This is a genomic window from Cyclobacterium sp. SOCE241 (assembly GCF_056867545.1).
Genome location: NZ_CP149779.1, coordinates 2573006 through 2591520, shown reverse-complemented (window position 1 = coordinate 2591520; position 18515 = coordinate 2573006). Strand labels below are relative to the sequence as shown.

Annotated in this window: 13 protein-coding genes and 3 pseudogenes; 11 read left to right on the top strand and 5 right to left on the bottom strand. The window is 38.4% G+C overall.

Features of this window, described 5'->3' with window-relative positions:
• Positions 1-10 precede the first annotated feature (10 nt).
• Together WG932_RS12845 and WG932_RS12840 are read left to right on the top strand one after the other, a co-directional pair.
• A pseudogene (locus WG932_RS12845) lies at positions 11-3425 on the top strand (biopolymer transporter Tol).
• 17 nt (positions 3426-3442) lie between these two features.
• A pseudogene (locus tag WG932_RS12840) lies at positions 3443-4320 on the top strand (YicC/YloC family endoribonuclease).
• A gap of 151 nt (positions 4321-4471) precedes the next feature.
• Here the strand turns inward: WG932_RS12840 and WG932_RS12835 are convergent.
• The 4 genes from WG932_RS12835 to WG932_RS12820 form a co-directional block, all read right to left on the bottom strand.
• On the bottom strand, positions 4472-5698 hold the full coding sequence (locus WG932_RS12835; protein WP_483088216.1) for an aldehyde dehydrogenase family protein: 1227 nt from the start codon (positions 5696-5698) through the stop codon (positions 4472-4474).
• A gap of 224 nt (positions 5699-5922) precedes the next feature.
• On the bottom strand, positions 5923-7053 hold the full coding sequence (locus WG932_RS12830) for a DUF5686 family protein (RefSeq protein ID WP_483088215.1): 1131 nt from the start codon (positions 7051-7053) through the stop codon (positions 5923-5925).
• Entirely contained in the window at positions 6984-7781 is a 798-nt protein-coding gene (locus WG932_RS12825) for a DUF5686 family protein (protein ID WP_483088214.1), read from the bottom strand. Before WG932_RS12825 ends, WG932_RS12830 begins: the two co-directional genes overlap by 70 nt.
• 9 nt (positions 7782-7790) lie before the next feature.
• The gene (locus WG932_RS12820) at positions 7791-8399 is read right to left on the bottom strand and encodes a carboxypeptidase-like regulatory domain-containing protein (protein WP_483088213.1); all 609 of its coding nucleotides are present in this window, start codon (positions 8397-8399) and stop codon (positions 7791-7793) included.
• Positions 8400-8842: 443 nt separating this feature from the next.
• Between WG932_RS12820 and WG932_RS12815 the strand changes: the two genes are divergently transcribed.
• From WG932_RS12815 to WG932_RS12780, 8 genes and pseudogenes are all read left to right on the top strand, one after another.
• Positions 8843-9637, top strand: a complete 795-nt coding sequence (locus WG932_RS12815; protein ID WP_483088212.1) for an aminotransferase class III-fold pyridoxal phosphate-dependent enzyme — start codon at positions 8843-8845, stop codon at positions 9635-9637.
• A 29-nt stretch (positions 9638-9666) separates the two neighbouring features.
• Positions 9667-9900 carry a hypothetical protein gene (locus WG932_RS12810; protein ID WP_483088211.1) on the top strand — a complete coding sequence of 78 codons (234 nt, stop codon included), beginning with the start codon at positions 9667-9669 and terminating at the stop codon, positions 9898-9900.
• Entirely contained in the window at positions 9845-10177 is a 333-nt protein-coding gene (locus WG932_RS12805) for a hypothetical protein (RefSeq protein WP_483088210.1), read from the top strand. The genes WG932_RS12810 and WG932_RS12805 overlap by 56 nt, the downstream gene beginning before the upstream one ends.
• 402 nt (positions 10178-10579) lie before the next feature.
• Positions 10580-11829: pseudogene (locus WG932_RS12800) on the top strand (PVC-type heme-binding CxxCH protein); the annotation flags it as partial.
• On the top strand, positions 11809-13632 hold the full coding sequence (locus tag WG932_RS12795; RefSeq protein WP_483088635.1) for a c-type cytochrome: 1824 nt from the start codon (positions 11809-11811) through the stop codon (positions 13630-13632). The pseudogene WG932_RS12800 and the gene WG932_RS12795, both read left to right, overlap by 21 nt.
• Before the next feature lie 46 nt (positions 13633-13678).
• Positions 13679-15046, top strand: a complete 1368-nt coding sequence (locus tag WG932_RS12790) for a neutral/alkaline non-lysosomal ceramidase N-terminal domain-containing protein (RefSeq protein ID WP_483088209.1) — start codon at positions 13679-13681, stop codon at positions 15044-15046.
• Between the two features lie 15 nt (positions 15047-15061).
• Positions 15062-16180: a polysaccharide deacetylase family protein gene (locus WG932_RS12785; protein ID WP_483088208.1), complete on the top strand. Its 1119-nt coding sequence runs from the start codon at positions 15062-15064 to the stop codon at positions 16178-16180.
• Between the two features lie 684 nt (positions 16181-16864).
• The gene (locus WG932_RS12780; RefSeq protein ID WP_483088207.1) at positions 16865-17353 is read left to right on the top strand and encodes a DsrE family protein; all 489 of its coding nucleotides are present in this window, start codon (positions 16865-16867) and stop codon (positions 17351-17353) included.
• Positions 17354-17506: 153 nt separating this feature from the next.
• On the opposite strand, the gene WG932_RS12775 is transcribed toward WG932_RS12780, so the two are convergent.
• On the bottom strand, positions 17507-17821 hold the full coding sequence (locus WG932_RS12775) for a winged helix-turn-helix transcriptional regulator (protein ID WP_014018548.1): 315 nt from the start codon (positions 17819-17821) through the stop codon (positions 17507-17509).
• A gap of 119 nt (positions 17822-17940) precedes the next feature.
• Here WG932_RS12775 and WG932_RS12770 point away from each other — a divergent pair, with 119 nt between their 5' ends.
• A complete protein-coding gene (locus WG932_RS12770) occupies positions 17941-18453 on the top strand; it encodes a lactoylglutathione lyase family protein (RefSeq protein ID WP_014018547.1) in 513 nt (170 codons plus the stop codon).
• Positions 18454-18515: the final 62 nt, after the last annotated feature.

The following is an 18515-nucleotide window of genomic DNA, read 5'->3' as shown; positions in this document are numbered from 1 at the left end:
AGGCACCTAAATGAGACTTAAATATTTACTACTAATATGCATCCTTTTCTCCAGCCTCGGTAGTGGTGAACTATTGGCGCAGTTTAATAAGGAGAAGTTTGGAAAAAATAGAGTTCAACATAAAAACAAAGAATGGTATTTTTTCGCATCCAATAATTTTGAGGTGTATTATTATGACGGGGGGCAAAGAAATGCACGGATGGCCATTGATTTTTTAGAGAGTGAATTTGACGATTTAACCCAATCCATAGGCTATGTAGCCTACACGAAGCCAAAGATTTTTATTTACAATTCCAAACAGGAGTTGTTAGAAAGTAATTTGAACCTCAATACGAATAATTTCACTGTTGATGGACAGACCTTCTTTAGTAAGTTATTAACTGAAGCCGCATACGTAGGGTCGTGGGAAGAATTTAAGAAAGAATTGTTGTACAAAACCTCAAAAATAATTATTGAGGAAATGCTTTACGGATCAAGTATTTCAGATGCCTTTCAATCCAATTTAGTCAACAACTTTCCGGATTGGTTTATCGATGGAGCAGCGAAATATTTGGCTTATGGTTGGAGTAGGGAGATGGATGATTTTGTACGCCATTATTTAAGGGAAAATGATAACCCGAAACTTTTTAAACTTCAAAACGAAGAAGCCGGATTGGTGGGGCAATCCATTTGGAATTATGTGGTAGAAAAATATGGGAGAAGGTATATTTCAAGCATATTGAATCTAAGCAGGATCAATAGAAATGAGGCCACAAGCATAGCAAATACACTTGGAAGAAAATTTAAGGATTTTTCTACAGAGTGGGCCAAGTTTTACAGAGATATAAATTCTGGCGTTTTCGAAACTTTCAAGGATATCAATGAACAAAATGTAATTAACATAACTCCCAAAAATAGGTTTGGTGAAATCACCGGTATAAGTTTTAGTCCGGATGGCAAAAACTTGGCATATGTAGAGAATGTAGAAGGGAAATTTAAAGTTAAAATCAGAGAGGTTTCCACCGGTAGGGAAAGTGTGATTTATAAAGGGGGCTATTCCTCTTTTGAACAAGAAGCCGATTACAGCACCCCCACCATTGCTTGGAGAGACACCCTTAACCTGGTGATAGGAACGTTAAGAGAGGGGTGACCACTTTAAGAATGAGGGCAATAGATGGCAGTAGCCAAGATAAAATATTCTTAAGAAATATAACACAAATTTTAGATCTGGACTTTTCTCCGGATGGACGCACTATGGTGCTTTCTGCCATCAACAATGGAAATACTGATGTGTATACCCTGAATATGAAAGGGCAGGGTAGAAGAATTACAAATGATGTTTTTGATAATAGAACGCCTATTTATCTCAATGATTCAACTATAATCTATGCTTCAAATAAAGTAGACCTGGCGGATAGTCTGCTTACAGGAGTTATTGATGTACACAACTTTCCTGATTATTACAACCTTTTTCAACTTAGTTTAGGGGATTCTATTTCAGAAGCCAGATTGACAAATTTGAACCATGTTAATCTTTACCCTGAAAAGTTGAACAATGCAACCATTCTCTATCTAAGTGAGCAGAGTGGTATTACTAATTTGATGCGCTTGGGTTTAGGGAGCAAGGTTTCAAGTCAAGTTTCTGCTTTTAATAATAGTTTAGAATCTTTTGATTATGATGTAAAAAATAACAAATGGGCCTATTCCATTAAGGATGGTAGCCGTAGCAAACTTGTTTTAGAAACTTTCCCCAATATGGATCAGTTTACTCCAAGTACACCACGGGTTCAATTGGAACAGGCCAAGGAAGTTAACAAAAGAATTTCAGACCGAAGGATCCAGAGACAGGAGGAAGAAGATGCTGAAGAACCCATACCTGGCACTGAAGATAAGGATGTTATGTTGACTCCTGCTGATACCAGTGTTGCAGGTGTGGATCTTGAGGGATTGTTGTCGGGCGAAGATTCTCAAGTGCTGGAAGAAGCAATTCTCCCGGATAGTATTTCGACAGCAACAGACAGTGTCCCCAGTCAAGTCAATCCAAAGTCCACAGCAATAAATGTTGATCGATTAAGGTTTGAAACGGAAGGGGGCTGGATACAGACAATTATACTTTTGACACCATTCCTAGCCTTTATGGACAGCAATCGTCAAAACCTGTAGAGGACCCATCGGGATTAGCAGATCGTAGAAGCAATATTTTAGATGCCTTCAGACAGCAAAATATGGTGAAGAGGGTTCAAGGGCCAAGAGACTATGTGCCTCAATTCATTACAAGTAGCTTAAATACCTCTTTTGTAATTGATCCGCTGAGGGGCTTTGGATTAAAGTTAAGTGGGCAAATGACCGATTTATTGGACAACCATGCCATCAAAGGAGGCATACTAACCGCACTTGATTTCCGTTCGGGAAGTGACTTGTATTTTGAATATGAATACAGGAAATACAAACTTGACATCAGTGGTAGGTTTGATCGTAGATCTATCATGAGAAGTGAGGGAGACTTGACTTTTCAAAAGTATGTGCTAAGCAAAACAGAAGTAGGCGTTTCTTATCCTTTGTCCACCAGCGCCAGAGTAAGTTTATCGCCATTTATTGCCAAGACTCAATATTTTAATTTAAACCCTGACTCAATCATTAGGGGAGGTGATGGTCCGCAAAATCGATTGGACGTCAATTATGCAGGTGGTACTGCGGAAGTGGTGGTAGATAAAACCCGACAGTTAGGCTTGCATATGGAGCAAGGATTCAAGGGTAAAATCGGTATGTTACATTACCAAGGCTTAAATCATAGTGATAGATCTTTTAGCAATGTTTACCTTGATGTAAGGAACTACCAAAAAATTCATAAAAATATTACCTTGGCCACCAGAATATATGCAGGAAGCTATTTTGGCCGAAACCCTCAATCCTACCTGGTTGGAGGAATGCAAAATTGGCTGTTTAATAAGTTCTATCAGCCACCGACCAACAGACCGGAGGTTTCGCCCATAAGAAATGAGGATGGTGTTGAAAATTCCAACCTGCTTTTTACAGAATTTGTGGATTTGAGAGGCTTTGATTATGATGAAATTCGGGGGAATAATGTCATTACCTTCAGTTCGGAATTAAGAATTCCTTTATTCTCATACCTCTCAAGGGGGAACATTACTTCAAATTTTATCCGCAATTTCCAATTGGTAGGATTTTATGATGCAGGTTCTTCATGGTCAAATTCGGCTCCTTGGGAACGTGTCAATGACCAAAATACCGAGGTAATAAATACTGAGGGCTCCCCATTTGTGATTACCTTAAACAATTTCAATAACCCTTGGCTCCAAAGTTATGGCGCCGGCGTAAGAACAGTTCTATTAAATTATTATGTAAAATTTGATGCGGCTCGGCCAATACGAAATTATTCGGTTGAAAAAACGAGATTTTATGTAACTTTGGGTTATAATTTTTAGCTACAAAATCTTTTGAAATGATAAAATCCATGACAGGCTTTGGCCTGGCGGTTTATGAGGACGACAATTATACGGTTCAAGTAGAAGTTAAAACCCTTAATTCCAAGTTTTTAGACCTTAATTTCAGGGCTTCGAAGCAGTTTTCAGAAAAAGAAACGGAAGTCAAAAGTGCCGTTTCTGGAATTCTTGAAAGAGGCAAAGTCAACGTATCCATTGAATTCAACTCTAAAAAAGAAGACGATCTTCCAATAGTAATACAGGAAGAGCTTTTTCAAAAGTACTTTCAAAAATACTCTGAAATGGCTGCGATGGTAAATGGGACAACTGATGATGTATTTAAGCTTGCCCTTCAATCTCCCGGAGTCAGTACTGTCAATGTGGAAAAGACTGATTATAACGAGGGTTGGAAAGTGATTTTGCCTGTTCTTAATGAAGCCCTAAAAGATTGTGATCAATTTAGAATCAATGAAGGGGCCGTTCTGATGGAGAAATTTCAAGATAGTCTTAATATCATTACCGATAATTTACATAGTATTAAAGCCTTAGTGCCTGTTCGGAAAAATCGACTGATAGAAAAGATTAGAAATAATTTTTCGGAGTGGGTTAAAGATCAAGATTTTGATAAAAATAGATTTGAACAAGAACTCATTTATTATTTTGAGAAATTGGACATTACAGAGGAGATCGTAAGGTTAGAAGCACATTTAAATCTTTTTGCTGAAGTATTGAAATCTCAAAAGTCTGAGGGAAAAAAATGGGATTTGTTAGTCAAGAGATGGGAAGAGAAATCAATACCATAGGTTCTAAAGCAAATGATTCCTCCATTCAACATCATGTGATCAATATGAAAGACGAACTGGAAAAAATTAAAGAACAAGCCTTAAATATCATTTAACAAAGGGCTTATTCTATCATCCATTTTATGATTGCCTTTTTCCAATTTGAATAGGGAGGGTATTTAATGTTTGGTTCAAACCAAAAAGGTTTATCTAGGATGCTTTTATAATGGGTAAATGAGTCAAACCCGGCTTTCCCATGGTAGCTGCCTATTCCACTGTATCCAACACCTCCAAAGGGAGCTTGCTATTGGTAAGGTGCATTACACTGTCATTAACAGCACCACCTCCGAAGGATAGTGTTTTTAGCAAGTGTTGAATGGCTTTTTTGTTTTTGGAATAAACGTAGCAGGACAGAGGTTTTGGTCTTGCTTTTACTTCTTTTATGGTATTTTCCAAATTGTCAAATGAGATGACCGGTAAAATTGGACCAAAAATTTCATCTTTCATTACCTCATCAGCAAATGATACGTTGTGGAGGATAGTGGGACTAATAAACAGCTCTTCTTGATTGATATTACCTCCAAAATAGACCTGCCCACTTTCAATCAATTTGCTGAGTCGCTCATGGTTTTTGGTATTTATTATTTGCAAATAATTTTCTCCTATCGCTTGCTTGTTCTCAAACGATGCTTCAATTTCCATTTTTAATGCTTCTAAAAATGGTTGTTCTATATGCTTGTCTACCAATACATAGTCAGGACTGATGCAGGTTTGTCCTGCATTTATAAATTTGGACCAAACAATTCGTTTGGCAGTTATTTTTAAGTCGGCATCTGCCAGTACAAATGTTGGGCTTTTTCCACCAAGTTCTAAAGTGACCGGTGTGAGGTGCTTCGCTGCTGCCTTATAAATAATTTTCCCAACCGGGATGCTTCCTGTAAAAAATATTTTATCAAACCGATTTTCCAAAAGTAGATTAGTCTCTTCTACTCCTCCTTCAACAACATGAAAGTAATTTTCAGGAAAATTATCATTGATTAGTTTAGCCATCACCTTTGAGGTGTTGACAGGCAATTCGCTAGGCTTTAGAATTACAGTATTACCTGCGGCAATTGAAGTTATGGCCGGCAATAATGAAAGCTGGTACGGGTAATTCCAAGCCCCAATAACCAATGTTACTCCTAAAGGTTCGGGTATGATATAGCTTTTAGCAGGAAAATTAGCCATACCTGTAGCTACCTTTTTTCGCTTACTCCACTTCTTAATGTTTTTTATGAACTGATTGATTTCATGATAAAGAAGGGATAACTCAGTAGTGTAGGTTTCAAATTGTGATTTCTTGAAATCTTTATAAATAGCTTCATAAAGCAAATGCTCATTTTCTTTTAAGATGGTTTTAACCCTTTTTAACTGACGGAGTCTGAATTCTACATTTTTGGTTTGATCCGTGTTAAAAAACGCTCTTTGTTGAGTGAGTAGCTTTTTTATGTCCATCTTCATAGCAATTTTTTATTGAAACTCGAAACATGCAATAGTCAAGCCATTACCTACAATGACTCCAAAATCAGCTACTTCATTGCTTTTGCAAATTCACCCTAGCGATGCAATAAGGTTAACGAATTTTAATACATAATCCGGGTTATAATATAGGTTGATAATCACCAATGAATTGTATCAAGTTTTATTCCACTTATACAGGTGAAGGATCCTTGTTAGGTTTAAAAGATTATCTGGGCACTTACTTTTACAGCAAAGGGTTTGACAGAAGGATCATCAAGATAGGTCATCCTGTGAAAGAAGTCTACCCTGAAAAATTTAAATATGTTTTCAACGCCATAGCCCAGTTCAAGGAAAGGTGTGGCAGGGTCTAAACTTCCAAAAGTTTGTAAAGGAAAGCCATCAGGATCCATTACAGGTACACGAGATAGGTTTGCTTCACTTACCGATCCAAATAAAAGATTGGCATTTGCGACTGCCCGCCATTTTAATTTCCTGACCAATGGGATTTTATTCAATAAAAAACCTTCAAAAAAGTGTCTGTATCGAAAGCTGAAGTATTGATCAGATGTAAATTCATTAAAGTCCATGGTGTTGAATGCTGCAGAAGTATAGAAAAGGGTTTCATTGCCCAAGTGGTTTTCCAGTACAGGATAGGGTACATCTCCATAAACTTTTCCCGCTGATGCCTCATATCTTGAAATCCCCAACATACCCATGTTCAGTTTTTGAGAAATTGAAACTTTCAACCTAGAATAGTTATATTCCCCCCTAAGCCATTGAAAGCCTCTGCTGTAATTGATGGCGAAAATGGGCCATTTTGCGGGGCCTAGAGATATTCTGTCATTGTCATTAATAATAAAGGTTTCATCTCGTCCATAACGAAGGCCTATTTTACCTTCTGTGGTTTTGAATGTTGACTTTAGTTCTGAAGCTCCTTCATCTAAATAATAAAAATTAAACAAAGGATCAAAATGATTTGATTTGATACCCCCGGTAAGGGTGAATCCTTTGAACAATTCTCGCTTTATGTCCAGTTTGTAATTGGTGGAAATAAAAGGTTTCCTAAAGGTTCCAAAACGGCTGGCAGCCAAGAAAATACTGTTTCCTTCCAAGCTCTCCATTTCCAGACCCACCTGATCAATTTCCTTCTGAGTAGAGATTTTTACAGTTGTCCACCTTTCTCGATCCACAATCTTGGTAATTGCTCCTGAGTATTTTAGTCGTTCGTCCAAAAGGCCATAAGCAGCGTAGCCCTCAATTTTCCATTTATCGCTAAACTTTAAATTTGTTCGTAATCCTGCACCAATGCGTATCCCCTCAACATTGTTGTAATTGAAAAACCTGGCCAAGGTCCTAAATCTAATTTGCCTATAGGTAAATAACCACTTGCCAGAAATTTCAAGCTTTCTGAATAGAACCGAATGACGGGTATTTTTTTCAAAGTATCTACCATCTGTAATACAGCCAGTTCTTCTTCACTCAGTGGATCTCGACGATTTTTATTCCAAAAATCTTCTCCTTCTTGGTCAAAGTCAGGTTGAAGGACAACGGCCTGATTGAAAAAGGAGGTAGGTTTAGGATTGCCTGTTTCAATACTATCAACGGATGTGTAAAACTTGGCCAATAGACCGGCGGTTTTAGGAGTTATTTGCCCTATTTTTACTTGTACCCTGGTTTTGGAAGGGATTAGCGCCCCGGGGTCTGTAGGAGTTAGCTCTTGCTGAATTTTAATTCTTTCTATAAAATTCAAATTGGCCTCTTTAGGAATAGTTAGGTCCACTTGCTTTAAGGCATAGGTGTTTTTATTGATCCAAATGGTGCCTGTAAAAGCCAAATCTTGAGTTCTTAATGGATAGACTTGTAAAACATAAACGGAGTCATTTCCTATTTTAGTTGAATCTAGCAAATCATAATCATAGAATCCTCGCCAACCATCAGCAATAGGGGACACAAATTCTTTTTCTAAAATGCTTATCCAATTCCTGTAAAAATTATACTCCTGAAATGCAGCGCCGGTGATTTGAGAAACCGTGGCGCCATCTGTAATACCAACACCTGTAACCTTCGATTTTTCCACGACTTTTTTTTAGTTCTGGGTTATTCCTGAAATAAAAGGAAGAAAGGGTTTCAGAAAAAAGACCGGTAAGATCTTTTCTCCTTCATCATTGGTCAGTTGCTTGATAGAATCCAAAACTGCGGTGACTTTTTTGACTGCTTTTCTTTTGGTAAAAGCCTCAGAAACATGGTCAATATCAATTTCAATTTTAGTGTAGTTTTTGGTTTGGTAGGCATCAAGTTTTCTTTTGTCAAAACTCTTTCTTTTGTCCACAGCTTTTCTAATGATGTCAAAAGCAGGGTTTTCACCTGCCTCAAACACAAAGGCCTCCATTTCATAGTCTGAAGGGCGAAGTTGAAAATTGATCGTGTGCTCATTACCTGGACCAATGGCCTTTGTTATTGAATTATAGCCGATATAGGTAACTTCCAAGCTGTCGGCCCTATTGTTGCTTTCTAACAAATAATTTCCTTCAAAATCAGTGGAAATCCCAGTACTGGTACCTTGCAATAATACGGATGCAAAGGGTATAGGATCTCCTGTCTCAGCATCGGTAATTTTGCCTTTTACCACCAATTGTCCATATGAAGGAATGGTCGAAATTAGGGTAAGTAATAAAAATAAAAATCTTGTTTTCAAATTTCAGAAGTTAATTATTTCCTTTGGCGAAAAAGAATTTGCCATAGGTTGTTAATCGAAATTAATGGTTAAAAGTTCTAAAGAGGTTCATTTATTTTCCGAATAATTGCTTTTACAATCTTAAATATAGGAGAATGACTAACGCGAATTGAATGTTTATCTGTCTTTTTCAATACATTGTTTCTATTTAATGAGGGATGTATTTTTATTGAAATTCCCAAAGTATGTTATTTTTCCGGATTTCTATTTTTAGGAATAATTAGGTTGACTTTATGAAATGGTGGGCTTTAAAACAATTGACAACAATAGATAGGCAACAAGGTTTTTCATAATATCCAATTGTATTTCCCTGCTAGGGTAATTGATTTTATCGAAATGGGAGTAAAATGTGGTATTTAATAGATAATTGATGTTTATTGAGCGATAAAAAAATAATCCGTTTTATGAACAAATGGCCAAAATCAAAAGCATTACTTAATAAAAACGAGAAATGGATCCCTGGTGGTATCGTTTCTTTAAATCGTAAATCAAATCCAAATATTGCTTTTACCAAAGGCAAAGGAAGTAGAATTTGGGATATTGATGGGAATGAATACATCGATTATCAAGCAGGCTTCGCTTCGGCTTTTCTGGGCCACAATGATCCGGATATCAATAGAGCAGTAAATAAATCTATGGATAACCTTGAGGTGTTGATGGGGGCTGGGCCTACTACCCACGAAGGGGAGCTGGCGGCCTTGTTTTGCGCATGTGTGCCTACTGTTGAGAGCATTCAAGTGACCTGTACCGGTTCAGAAGCTACTTATCATGCCATTCGAATCTCAAGAGCGGTTACTGAAAAAGACCATGTTATAGTTATTCAAGGAGGTTACAATGGTTGGCACAACGATGTCTCGGCAAATGTAATGAGTAGTCTGGATGATGTAGGGCCAAGGATTTCACCGGGAGAGTATCCTTATGATTCTTTGTCAGCAGGGATTCCACAAGGCCATAAAGACCTAATTCACGTAGTCAATTTCAATGATCTGGAATCTATAGCTTATGTGGTTGGAAAATACCCGGTAGCCTGTATAATTCTCGAACCGATTTTACAAAACATTGGAATTGTAAAACCAAATGAGAATTACCTCAAGGGGCTTCGTGAAATGGCAGATGAGAAAGGTTTTCTTTTGATTTTTGATGAAGTGAAAACAGGTTTTCGCCATGCTTTAGGGGGTATCAAAGCATTTGTGGAATAACCCCAGATCTAAGTTCTTTTGGTAAGGCCGTGGCCAATGGTTACCCAATAGGTGTGATTGGAGGAAAGAAGAAGTTCATGGATTATTTTAACCACCCTGAGAAGGGGAAGAGAGTATTGATCGCGGGGACTTTTAATGCCCATCCATTTACAGATGCTGCTGCTATTGCTACTTTGAAAAAATTGTCTTCACCGGAATTTGCGGTTTATGACCATCTGGAAAACATGGGGGTTATTGGAAAAAGGCTTGATGGATATTTTTAATCGGTATGACAAGCCTTTTATTGTTTCACGCATAAAATCGGCTTATTGTGTTTACTTTATGGACCATGCTCCAGTAGATTTCCATGACATTTTGTTGAACCATGATTTTGAGTGGGATAAAGCTTATAGAAATGAACTCATTCATGAAGGTGTGTATAATTTCCCTTTGCCTATCAAACAAGGTAGCATTTCCTTTGCTCACACTGAAAAAGATATCAATGAAACCCTAGATAAAACTGAGAAAGTAGTAAAAAAACTTATGTCAAAATCTATGTAAGTAAAGTATTATCCCCTTCAGGTCTTCAATTGTATTTAATAGTCAAAGAGCGCCATTAAAATTCTTTTTTTCGATTACACAAAATGGGCATAAGGTGTCTGTATAGTAAAGAATTTTGTTTTGGAAGGTTTACAGCATGTTACTTATGGAGGGAATTGGATAGAAAGAAATTCCACTTATAAAAAATTAATTTGTATCTAGTATATTGTTTGATATATTTATTGAAATCACCTTTTTTTATTGGTAATTTTTCCGATTACTTCCTACTAATGTTGTTTAATTTCATTTGGTGCAAATAAATGAAGTGAATGATTTTGAGGTAGAGGTAACCTGAACAATAAAACATTGCCTGAAATTACAGGGTTGATCGGTTTGTTATAAAGGCTTATTTTGAATTTCACTATGCTAAACAAGAATTCCTGCTTCTCTCACACAATAGGTTTGTTTTATCAATCCTCTTCAATTTCTTTAATAATTGTGTTTTTGCAGGTTCTTTCCGCATGCCAGCCAAAAGCTGAATCCCAGGATAGATCTTTGGAAAATGCATTGGCTACTTTTGTCCTAGAGGACGACTTTCAGATCGAACTTATTGCAGGGGAGCCTCTAGTAGCTGACCCGGTGGACATGGTAATAGATGAGCAGGGTAGAATGTTCGTGGTTGAAATGCATGGTTATCCATTGGACCTCAGTGGGTCTGGGAAAGTGAAACGCTTGTCAGATACTGATGGTGACGGGGTAATGGATGAAAGTGTCATTTTTGCAGATAATCTGGTGGTGCCTACCGGGATCATGCGCTGGAAAAAGGTGTTATCGTAACAGATCCACCCAACGTTTATTATCTGGAAGACAGCAATGGAGATGGTAAAGCAGATATCAAGCAAACCCTTTTAACAGGGTTTGCGCTTTCTAATCCTCAGCACAATGTTAACAGTCCTAAATTGGCACTGGATAACTGGATCTATTTGGGGCATGAGCCTGCGGTTACTACTACCATTTATGAGGACCTACTTGGGGATAAAGGTACCGATGTGTATTATCCAGAAAAGCCAGAACTCAACAGATTGCCGCAAAATGCCGGAGGGAGAAGTATCCGATTCAAACCTGCTACCTATGACTTAGAGTTGCTAAGTAGTAGAACACAGTTTGGTCACACGGCCGATGCCTATGGTCACAGGTTTCTAGTGAACAATAGCAACCACATTATTCAGGAAGTGCTTTCTGCTGAATACTTAGATAGGAATCCACACTTGGTGATTACGGGAGTCACTCAGTCATCCTCAGATCATGGCAGTGGTGCTGAAGTTTTTCCGATTACCATCAATCCCCAACATCAGTTGTTGACGGACCTGGGTGTAATGACTTCTGCCTGCGGATTGACGGCCTACTTGGGAGGAGCTTTTCCTGAGCGGTACAATCAGTCAACCTTTGTGTCAGAGCCGGTAAGCAATTTGGTACATGTGGATTTTGTCAAGGAGGATGGGACAGGTTTTATTGCCTCTCGAGAGCATCCTGACAAAGAGTTTTTGGCTTCTACAGATGCTTGGTTTCGACCTGTTAATGCTTATGTTGGCCCGGATGGAGCTTTGTATATCTTGGATTATTACCGTCAGATCATAGAACATCCTGAATGGATGGCTGAAGAGGTGGTTCAGTCTGGTGCTTTGTACAATGGAACAGACCAAGGGAGGATTTACCGCATTACACCTAAGGGGACTTCCACAATAGATTGGTCAGATAAATTGACAATGGATAAAGCTTCACCTGAAGAATTACTTAGTAAATTGTCTCATAAAAATGCTTGGTGGAGGATGAATGCCCAAAGGCTTATCGTGGATCAGCGTCCTGAGAGCCTGATTCCTCAATTAAAGGATTTGGTGATTTCTGGAGAAAGCCCAATGGGGCGACTTCATGCTTTATGGACTTTGCAGGGAATCGGAGCATTGGACAAAGAAACTGTAGCAAGTTCTTTAAAAGACCCAGTGGCAGGTATTCGGGAAAATGCTGTGAAATTGGCTGAGCTTTTCTTGGCTCAATCTCCTGAGTTTGCTGAAAATTTGCTGGCCTTAGAAAACGATCCTGATCCTAAAGTTCGGTTTCAGTTGATGCAAACCCTAGGGTACATTGAAAGTGAAAGTGCTTTTCAGGTGCGAAAAGCACTTTTATTCAAAGATATTGAGGACAAATGGGTGCAATTGGCAGCCCTTTCAGCACCTTTTTCAGAGAGTAGTAAACTTATCAATCCAGTATTGGACCAGTACACCGCTACACCAGCCTACAATGGTCTGGTACAGAGAATGGCTTCAATGGTTGGTGCCAGCATGGATGAGCAAGCCATTTATACCATGGTACAAAGAGCCACGAGAAAAAACACCCAAAATAAATACGACTGGCAGCCAGCTCTTTTGCGGGGCTTGGCACAGGGAATCAAAAGTAAAAAACAGGCTGGTTCACATGGGACAAGCGCTGGTTTATTGGCAACAACAGTTTTTGAACATCCCTCAATAGAAGTAAAAGGAGCTGCAATTCAAGTTTTAGAGGGGATAGGTTTGGGCAATGTAAAGGGTAAAGCTCAGGTCTTATCAAAAGCAAAAGAAATAGCATTGAACAAAACATTGACTGGAGAAGAAAGAAGTATGGGGATTCGGTTTTTGGCTTTGGGCAATAATGCGGATTACGAAGACATGCTTGTAGGCTTGGTGGATGTTGTTGAGCCTTTACCTGTACAATTGGCAGCTTTTAGAACATTAAGCAAGTCGCAAGGCAATTCATTTTCTCAATTGGTACTCGATCGTTGGGATAGCTTTACGCCTGAATTAAGAGATGCAGCCATTAGCGCGATGATGATGAATGGGGAAAGGATTGCAGTTTTGTTGGGAGCACTTGAAGATGGAGTTATACAAAAAGCAACCATTGGCTGGAGAAGAAGTGTAGGTTTAATGGCGAACAAAGATGAAACCCTTCGATTAAGAGCCAGGGCCATTTTGACCCGGCCTGAAGGAGAAAGTGAAAAAATCATTGCCACCTATCAACCTGCTTTGGAGCTAAGTGGTACCATTCAAGCTGGAGCTACAGTTTTTCAGAAAAACTGTGCCATCTGCCACCAGATGGGAGAGGATCAGGGAATTGCTTTTGGTCCTGATTTGTCTTCTTTGAAAAACAGACGTGCAGCAAGTATCATGAGTGATATCTTGAACCCTAATTTATCCATAGCAGATGGCTATGATCTTTGGGAGGTGGAGTTGCAAAATGGAGAACTTCACCAAGGACTTATTTCCTCTGAGACACCTACTGCTATTAATCTTCGCAATGCTGGTGGAATAGACAAGAGCATTTCCAGAGCCAATATTAAAACATTGAAATTAGTCGAAATGTCTGCCATGCCAACTGGTCTTGAACAGAGTATTTCTCTTCAGGAGATGGCTGATTTATTGGCCTATATCCGAAAGTCAGAATAAAAAATACAAGAAAACTTCTTTAAAATATATCAATTAACCCAAGAAAATGAAACGATTAATAGTTAAACCATTAATGCTGTTTATATTGGCTGTTGCAGGCTTTCAGCTCAATGGTTTTGGGGCTACTCCAAAAGCTTTGCGTATCGCTTTGGCGCAAGTTGACATTATCTCTTCTGCCGGAGATTTTAAAGCCGCTGTGGTCAAAGAAAATATTACACCGAAAGTTCCTAAACAATTATTGGGCTATGGGGCCAGGCTATCAGAAGGGATTCTGGATAGTATTTACCATCAAATTTTAATATTAGATGATGGTGATTCCAAATTTGCACTAGTCTCCACAGATATCTGTGTACTCTCACCTGCAACCTATGATAAGGTGGCAAAATTGGTTGAGAAGAAGTTTGGTATAGCACGCAGTAATTTTTGGTGGTCGGTTACCCATACCCATTCAGCACCTGAAGTAGGTGCTCCAGGGCTCCCAGAAGCGTTTATGGGAGAGCGGTATCAACATCCAATAGATACCAATTATACTGGCTTGGTGATAGATAAATTATTGGATGGTATTGAAAAAGGGATTCAGCAACTGGCTCCGGCAAGTCTTGGAGTTGGCTGGGGGCATTCTTCTGCCAATATCAACAGAAGGGCCAGGGACATTGATGATGTTGCCTTTTTGGGGATGAACCCTGATGGGGCTGTAGACCGAAGAATTGGCATTCTAAAAATAGTCCACAAGGAAGACCATCGTTTAATGGCTACAGTGGCTAATTATGCGATTCATGGGACAGTCTTGGGAGGACAAAATTTACTCATTAGTGGCGATGGTCCAGGTGTAGTTGCGAAATATGTGGAAGAAAAATCCGGTGCTCCGATGTTGTTTATCAACGGGGCTGCCGGTAATCTCGCACCTATCTACAGTGTTTACCCTGATGCAAGGTCTGGTAGGATGAATATGCTGAGGAGGCTATTGGGAGATAAGATCATTATGGCAAGTAAGGAAATTCTTAACTATGAAGATCAGGTTTCCTTTTCTGCTTCAGAGATGGATTTTTTGACACCTATGAAGGAGGGATTAAAATGGCCTGAAGCTTTAAATGAGTATATTGTAGATGAAAAAGGAACAGCGAAGATCATCAAAGTACCCGTTCGATTCCTTAATATAAATGATAAAATTGGCATTTGGGCCAGTCCTTTGGAACTGTTTTGTGAAATTTCAAATGAAGTAAGAGAGCGATCTCCTTTTCCTTATACCTTCTATTATGGTTATACCAATGGTTGGTTGGGATATATGCTGACCGAAGAAGAGTGGGAATACAAAGGTTATGAACCTACTGTTTCTCCTTTTGTTCCCAATGCAGCAACTAGATTTGGTGAGACAGTATTGTCTTATTTGGAAAGTGAAATGAAAAGTAAATAATAAACCTATCCTGAGATGAAGTCAATATTTTCAGTAAGCACATTAATAGTGGTATTATTTCTAGGTGTATTAAGTGCAAACGCGCAAAACCCGGACTTTCCTTGGCCGGAAGGGAAAAAAATGGCCATCAGTTTAAGTTTTGATGATGCCCGAGCGAGCAACCCCGATCCGGGAGCAACGCTATTGAATGAGTACGGGGTGAAAGCTACATTCTATGTGGTGCCTGCAAGTATGGAACGGAATATTGAGGGTTGGAAAATGGTAGTGGAGACAGGCCATGAGATTGGTAACCACACTTTGAATCATCCCTGTACTGGGAATTTCGGTTGGTCCAGAAGTGAGGCATTGGAAGATTATACCTTAAACCGCATGCGAAAAGAATTGATGGATACAAATGATGAAGTAGAGCGATTGTTAGGAGTGAGACCGGAGGTTTTTGCTTATCCATGTGGTTTGTCATTTGTAGGTAAGGGAGAGGAAACACAGAGTTACGTTCCATTAATTTCTGAGATGTTTCTTTCAGGAAGAGGTTGGAAAGATGAAGCTCCGGTTGACCCATATTATGCTGATATGGCTCAACTTACAGGAATGGAAATGGACAATATGACCTTTGAAGAAATATTACCACTTATTGAAGCTGCCGGAAAAGACAGGAAATGGTTGGTGCTTGCCGGTCATGAAAATGGAACTGAAGGTAATCAAACCACCTATTTGAGCATGTTAAGAAAGCTTTGTGAATATGCAAATGACCCCGCCAATGGTGTTTGGATTGCTCCTGTTGGAACAGTGGCCAAGTATGTGAATGAAAAGCGAGAAGAAATGAAGGGAAGCCTAAATATCCCGGGAATTACCAGAGTTGCAGTAAATGAAACGGTACATCTGCCGGCTGAGAAAGCAAAAGGTATAGGTCCTGATATCCAATACATGCCTGAGTGGAATGCATTTGGTTGGTTTACAGCTAAGGATAGAGTAGAGTGGGACTTGGATCTTCCAAAGAAAGGTGCCTATGAAGTATGGATGGAATGGTCTGTATCCGACGAGGAAGCAGGTAAGCCATTTATAATTACTTCCGGGACTCAAACCCTTCAAGGTCAGGTTAAGCCTTCAGGATCTTGGGAAACTTTCAAAAAATAAAGGTGGGAAAACTGTCCCTTGAAGAAGATTATAATAATATTATTGTGGCAGCAGGTAAGGAGTTTGAACAAGGTGCCTTAATGGATTTAAAATCGTTGATTCTGGTGCCCATCACAGAATAGTTCTACTTGTCCAATTGTGAAACTTGGCATAGACAGGAGTTAATTTACCCTATTTAGGAATTAGTCACTTACAGGAGATTTTGAAAGCGGTTCGTTTGATGAAATCTCCTGTTACACGCAACTTCATTCCATTGCTGGGAAATAGTAACGAGGAACTTGGTATTGAAGTGATTTCAATATGTATTTCGGATAAAAACCTTATGAATTCTGTTAATAGAATTTGGGTGTAGAGGTAATTGATCTAGGTTAGGGATACCTCTAAACTTTTTAATTAAGTCTTAGGCTGATTTTGCATTAATATTTTTTTTACTTTTAGCCTACTCATTCAATAAACCCTCGATTTGCTATTTGAATAATTACGAATTAGACTTTTTTATTGGATGAAAAGATAAAATTTACCAGAGAGGTTAATTTTCAGTCTTTAAATTATCTGATTTTTTATCAAATTCACTTAACCTAAATCAACCAAATGTAATATTTGGGTTGAAATACAGCGTTGAAACTTTAACAATCAAAGGTGTTGTAACCACCATTACCTGAACTTTATACTTAATTTACTCTTATGAAAAAAATACTTAAATCAGCCCTTTTGTGTTTATTAATAATATTTGCCTTGCAGGTTTCACCTTCCTTTGGACAAGGTGTTAAATCATCAACAGGACCCGTTTTTGATGATTTCGGGCCGGTTTATTCGATAGAAAATACTGATTTTCCCTTGGATACTACACAGCAATTTAAAGCGATTTTTGATGTAGCCAAGAAACAAACCGATCCTAGCATCCAAAATTCGATCATTTCAAGTTTGCATCGTTACTACAATATGCATGTTCGATCCGGGGTTCCGCCTGAAAATATTCATTTAGCCTTTGTCCTTCACGGAGGGTCTACGAAAGATGCTTTGTCTTCTGCTACTTATAAAGAAAAATATAAGGTAGAAAACCCTAATAAAGAATTGATTGAATCACTTGCTGAAATGGGTGTAGGAATCTATATATGTGGTCAATCCATGTCCTCTAGGGGGTACAAAAGGAGGATTTATTGCCTCAAGTAAAAGTAGGCTTGTCTGCAATGACTGTATTGACGGTGTATCAGATGAATAATTTTGCCCTGATTAAATTTTAAATTGATCCCTCGGGCTTAACAAAGTTGATAGTTTTGGTTGAGGAGTGTTAACCATATAAAAGTAACCTCCTTACCATTTCTTTCAATTCGCTTTGGCATCTTCTAAGCCCCATTTATCAAGACTTCTTAAAATACCCTCAAGGGATTTTCCTCTTTTTGTTAAATAGTACTCTACTTTTGGGGGAACTTCCGGATAAACTCTCCTAGCGATAAGCCCATCTTTTTCGAGGGCTCTCACAGTTTGGGTAAACATTTTATTTGAAATGCCCGGCACATTTTTTTGTAGGATTCCGGATCTTAAAGGCCCGCCTAAAAGGTGAAATAAAACCAAAGGTTTCCATTTTGTTCCTATTAAGTCCATGGTATAATTGAGTGGACAGTAATTATTTTCTCCCATTTATCAATTTAATTAATTGAATATCTGCATAATACTCCTTTTGGTAAGTATGATACCTTTTTGTAAGTTGTTGTTATTTGGGTAAATATATACCAATTTTGTAGAATAAATATAAAGCTATGACTACAAATAAAGATTATCCAAAATCATTTTCACACATAGGAATTACTGTACCGGACATTAAAGAAGCTGTAAAGTTTTATACAGAGGTAATGGGTTGGTATGTGATAATGGAACCTTCAACAGTGAAAAAAGAGAAGGATACTGCTATTGGGCAGATGTGCATTGACGTTTTTGGAGAGAACTGGGAAGAATTTGAGATTGCTCACCTGTCAACTTCTGATGGTATTGGTGTTGAGCTGTTTTCTTTTCCTCAAGGAGTCAAAGAAGCACCGGAGTTTAATCCTTTTAATACCGGTCTTTTTCATTTTTGCATTCAAGATCCCAATATTGAGACACTAATTGAGAAAATTTTGTCGTATGGAGGAAAGCAAAGAATGCCGATTAGAGAATATTATCCGAATGAGAAACCTTTCAAAATGTGTTATGTGGAAGATCCTTTTGGAATTGTCTTTGAAATATATACCCACAGTTACGAATTGACCTACTCTTCAGGTGCCTACACGAAATAGTATGAAATGCGGGTATTGTTAGCAACAGGTGTTATACCGCTATTTGTTAAGGATTATTTTAC

Coding starts and splice junctions, on each gene's coding strand:
- WG932_RS12835 (WP_483088216.1), bottom strand. CDS start 5,698: ATGGACATAAAAAAGCTACTCACTCAACAAAGAGCGTTTTTTAACACG.
- WG932_RS12815 (WP_483088212.1), top strand. CDS start 8,843: ATGAACAAATGGCCAAAATCAAAAGCATTACTTAATAAAAACGAGAAA.
- WG932_RS12805 (WP_483088210.1), top strand. CDS start 9,845: ATGACCATCTGGAAAACATGGGGGTTATTGGAAAAAGGCTTGATGGAT.
- WG932_RS12795 (WP_483088635.1), top strand. CDS start 11,809: ATGGCTGAAGAGGTGGTTCAGTCTGGTGCTTTGTACAATGGAACAGAC.
- WG932_RS12790 (WP_483088209.1), top strand. CDS start 13,679: ATGAAACGATTAATAGTTAAACCATTAATGCTGTTTATATTGGCTGTT.
- WG932_RS12785 (WP_483088208.1), top strand. CDS start 15,062: ATGAAGTCAATATTTTCAGTAAGCACATTAATAGTGGTATTATTTCTA.
- WG932_RS12780 (WP_483088207.1), top strand. CDS start 16,865: ATGAAAAAAATACTTAAATCAGCCCTTTTGTGTTTATTAATAATATTT.
- WG932_RS12775 (WP_014018548.1), bottom strand. CDS start 17,821: ATGGGAGAAAATAATTACTGTCCACTCAATTATACCATGGACTTAATA.
- WG932_RS12770 (WP_014018547.1), top strand. CDS start 17,941: ATGACTACAAATAAAGATTATCCAAAATCATTTTCACACATAGGAATT.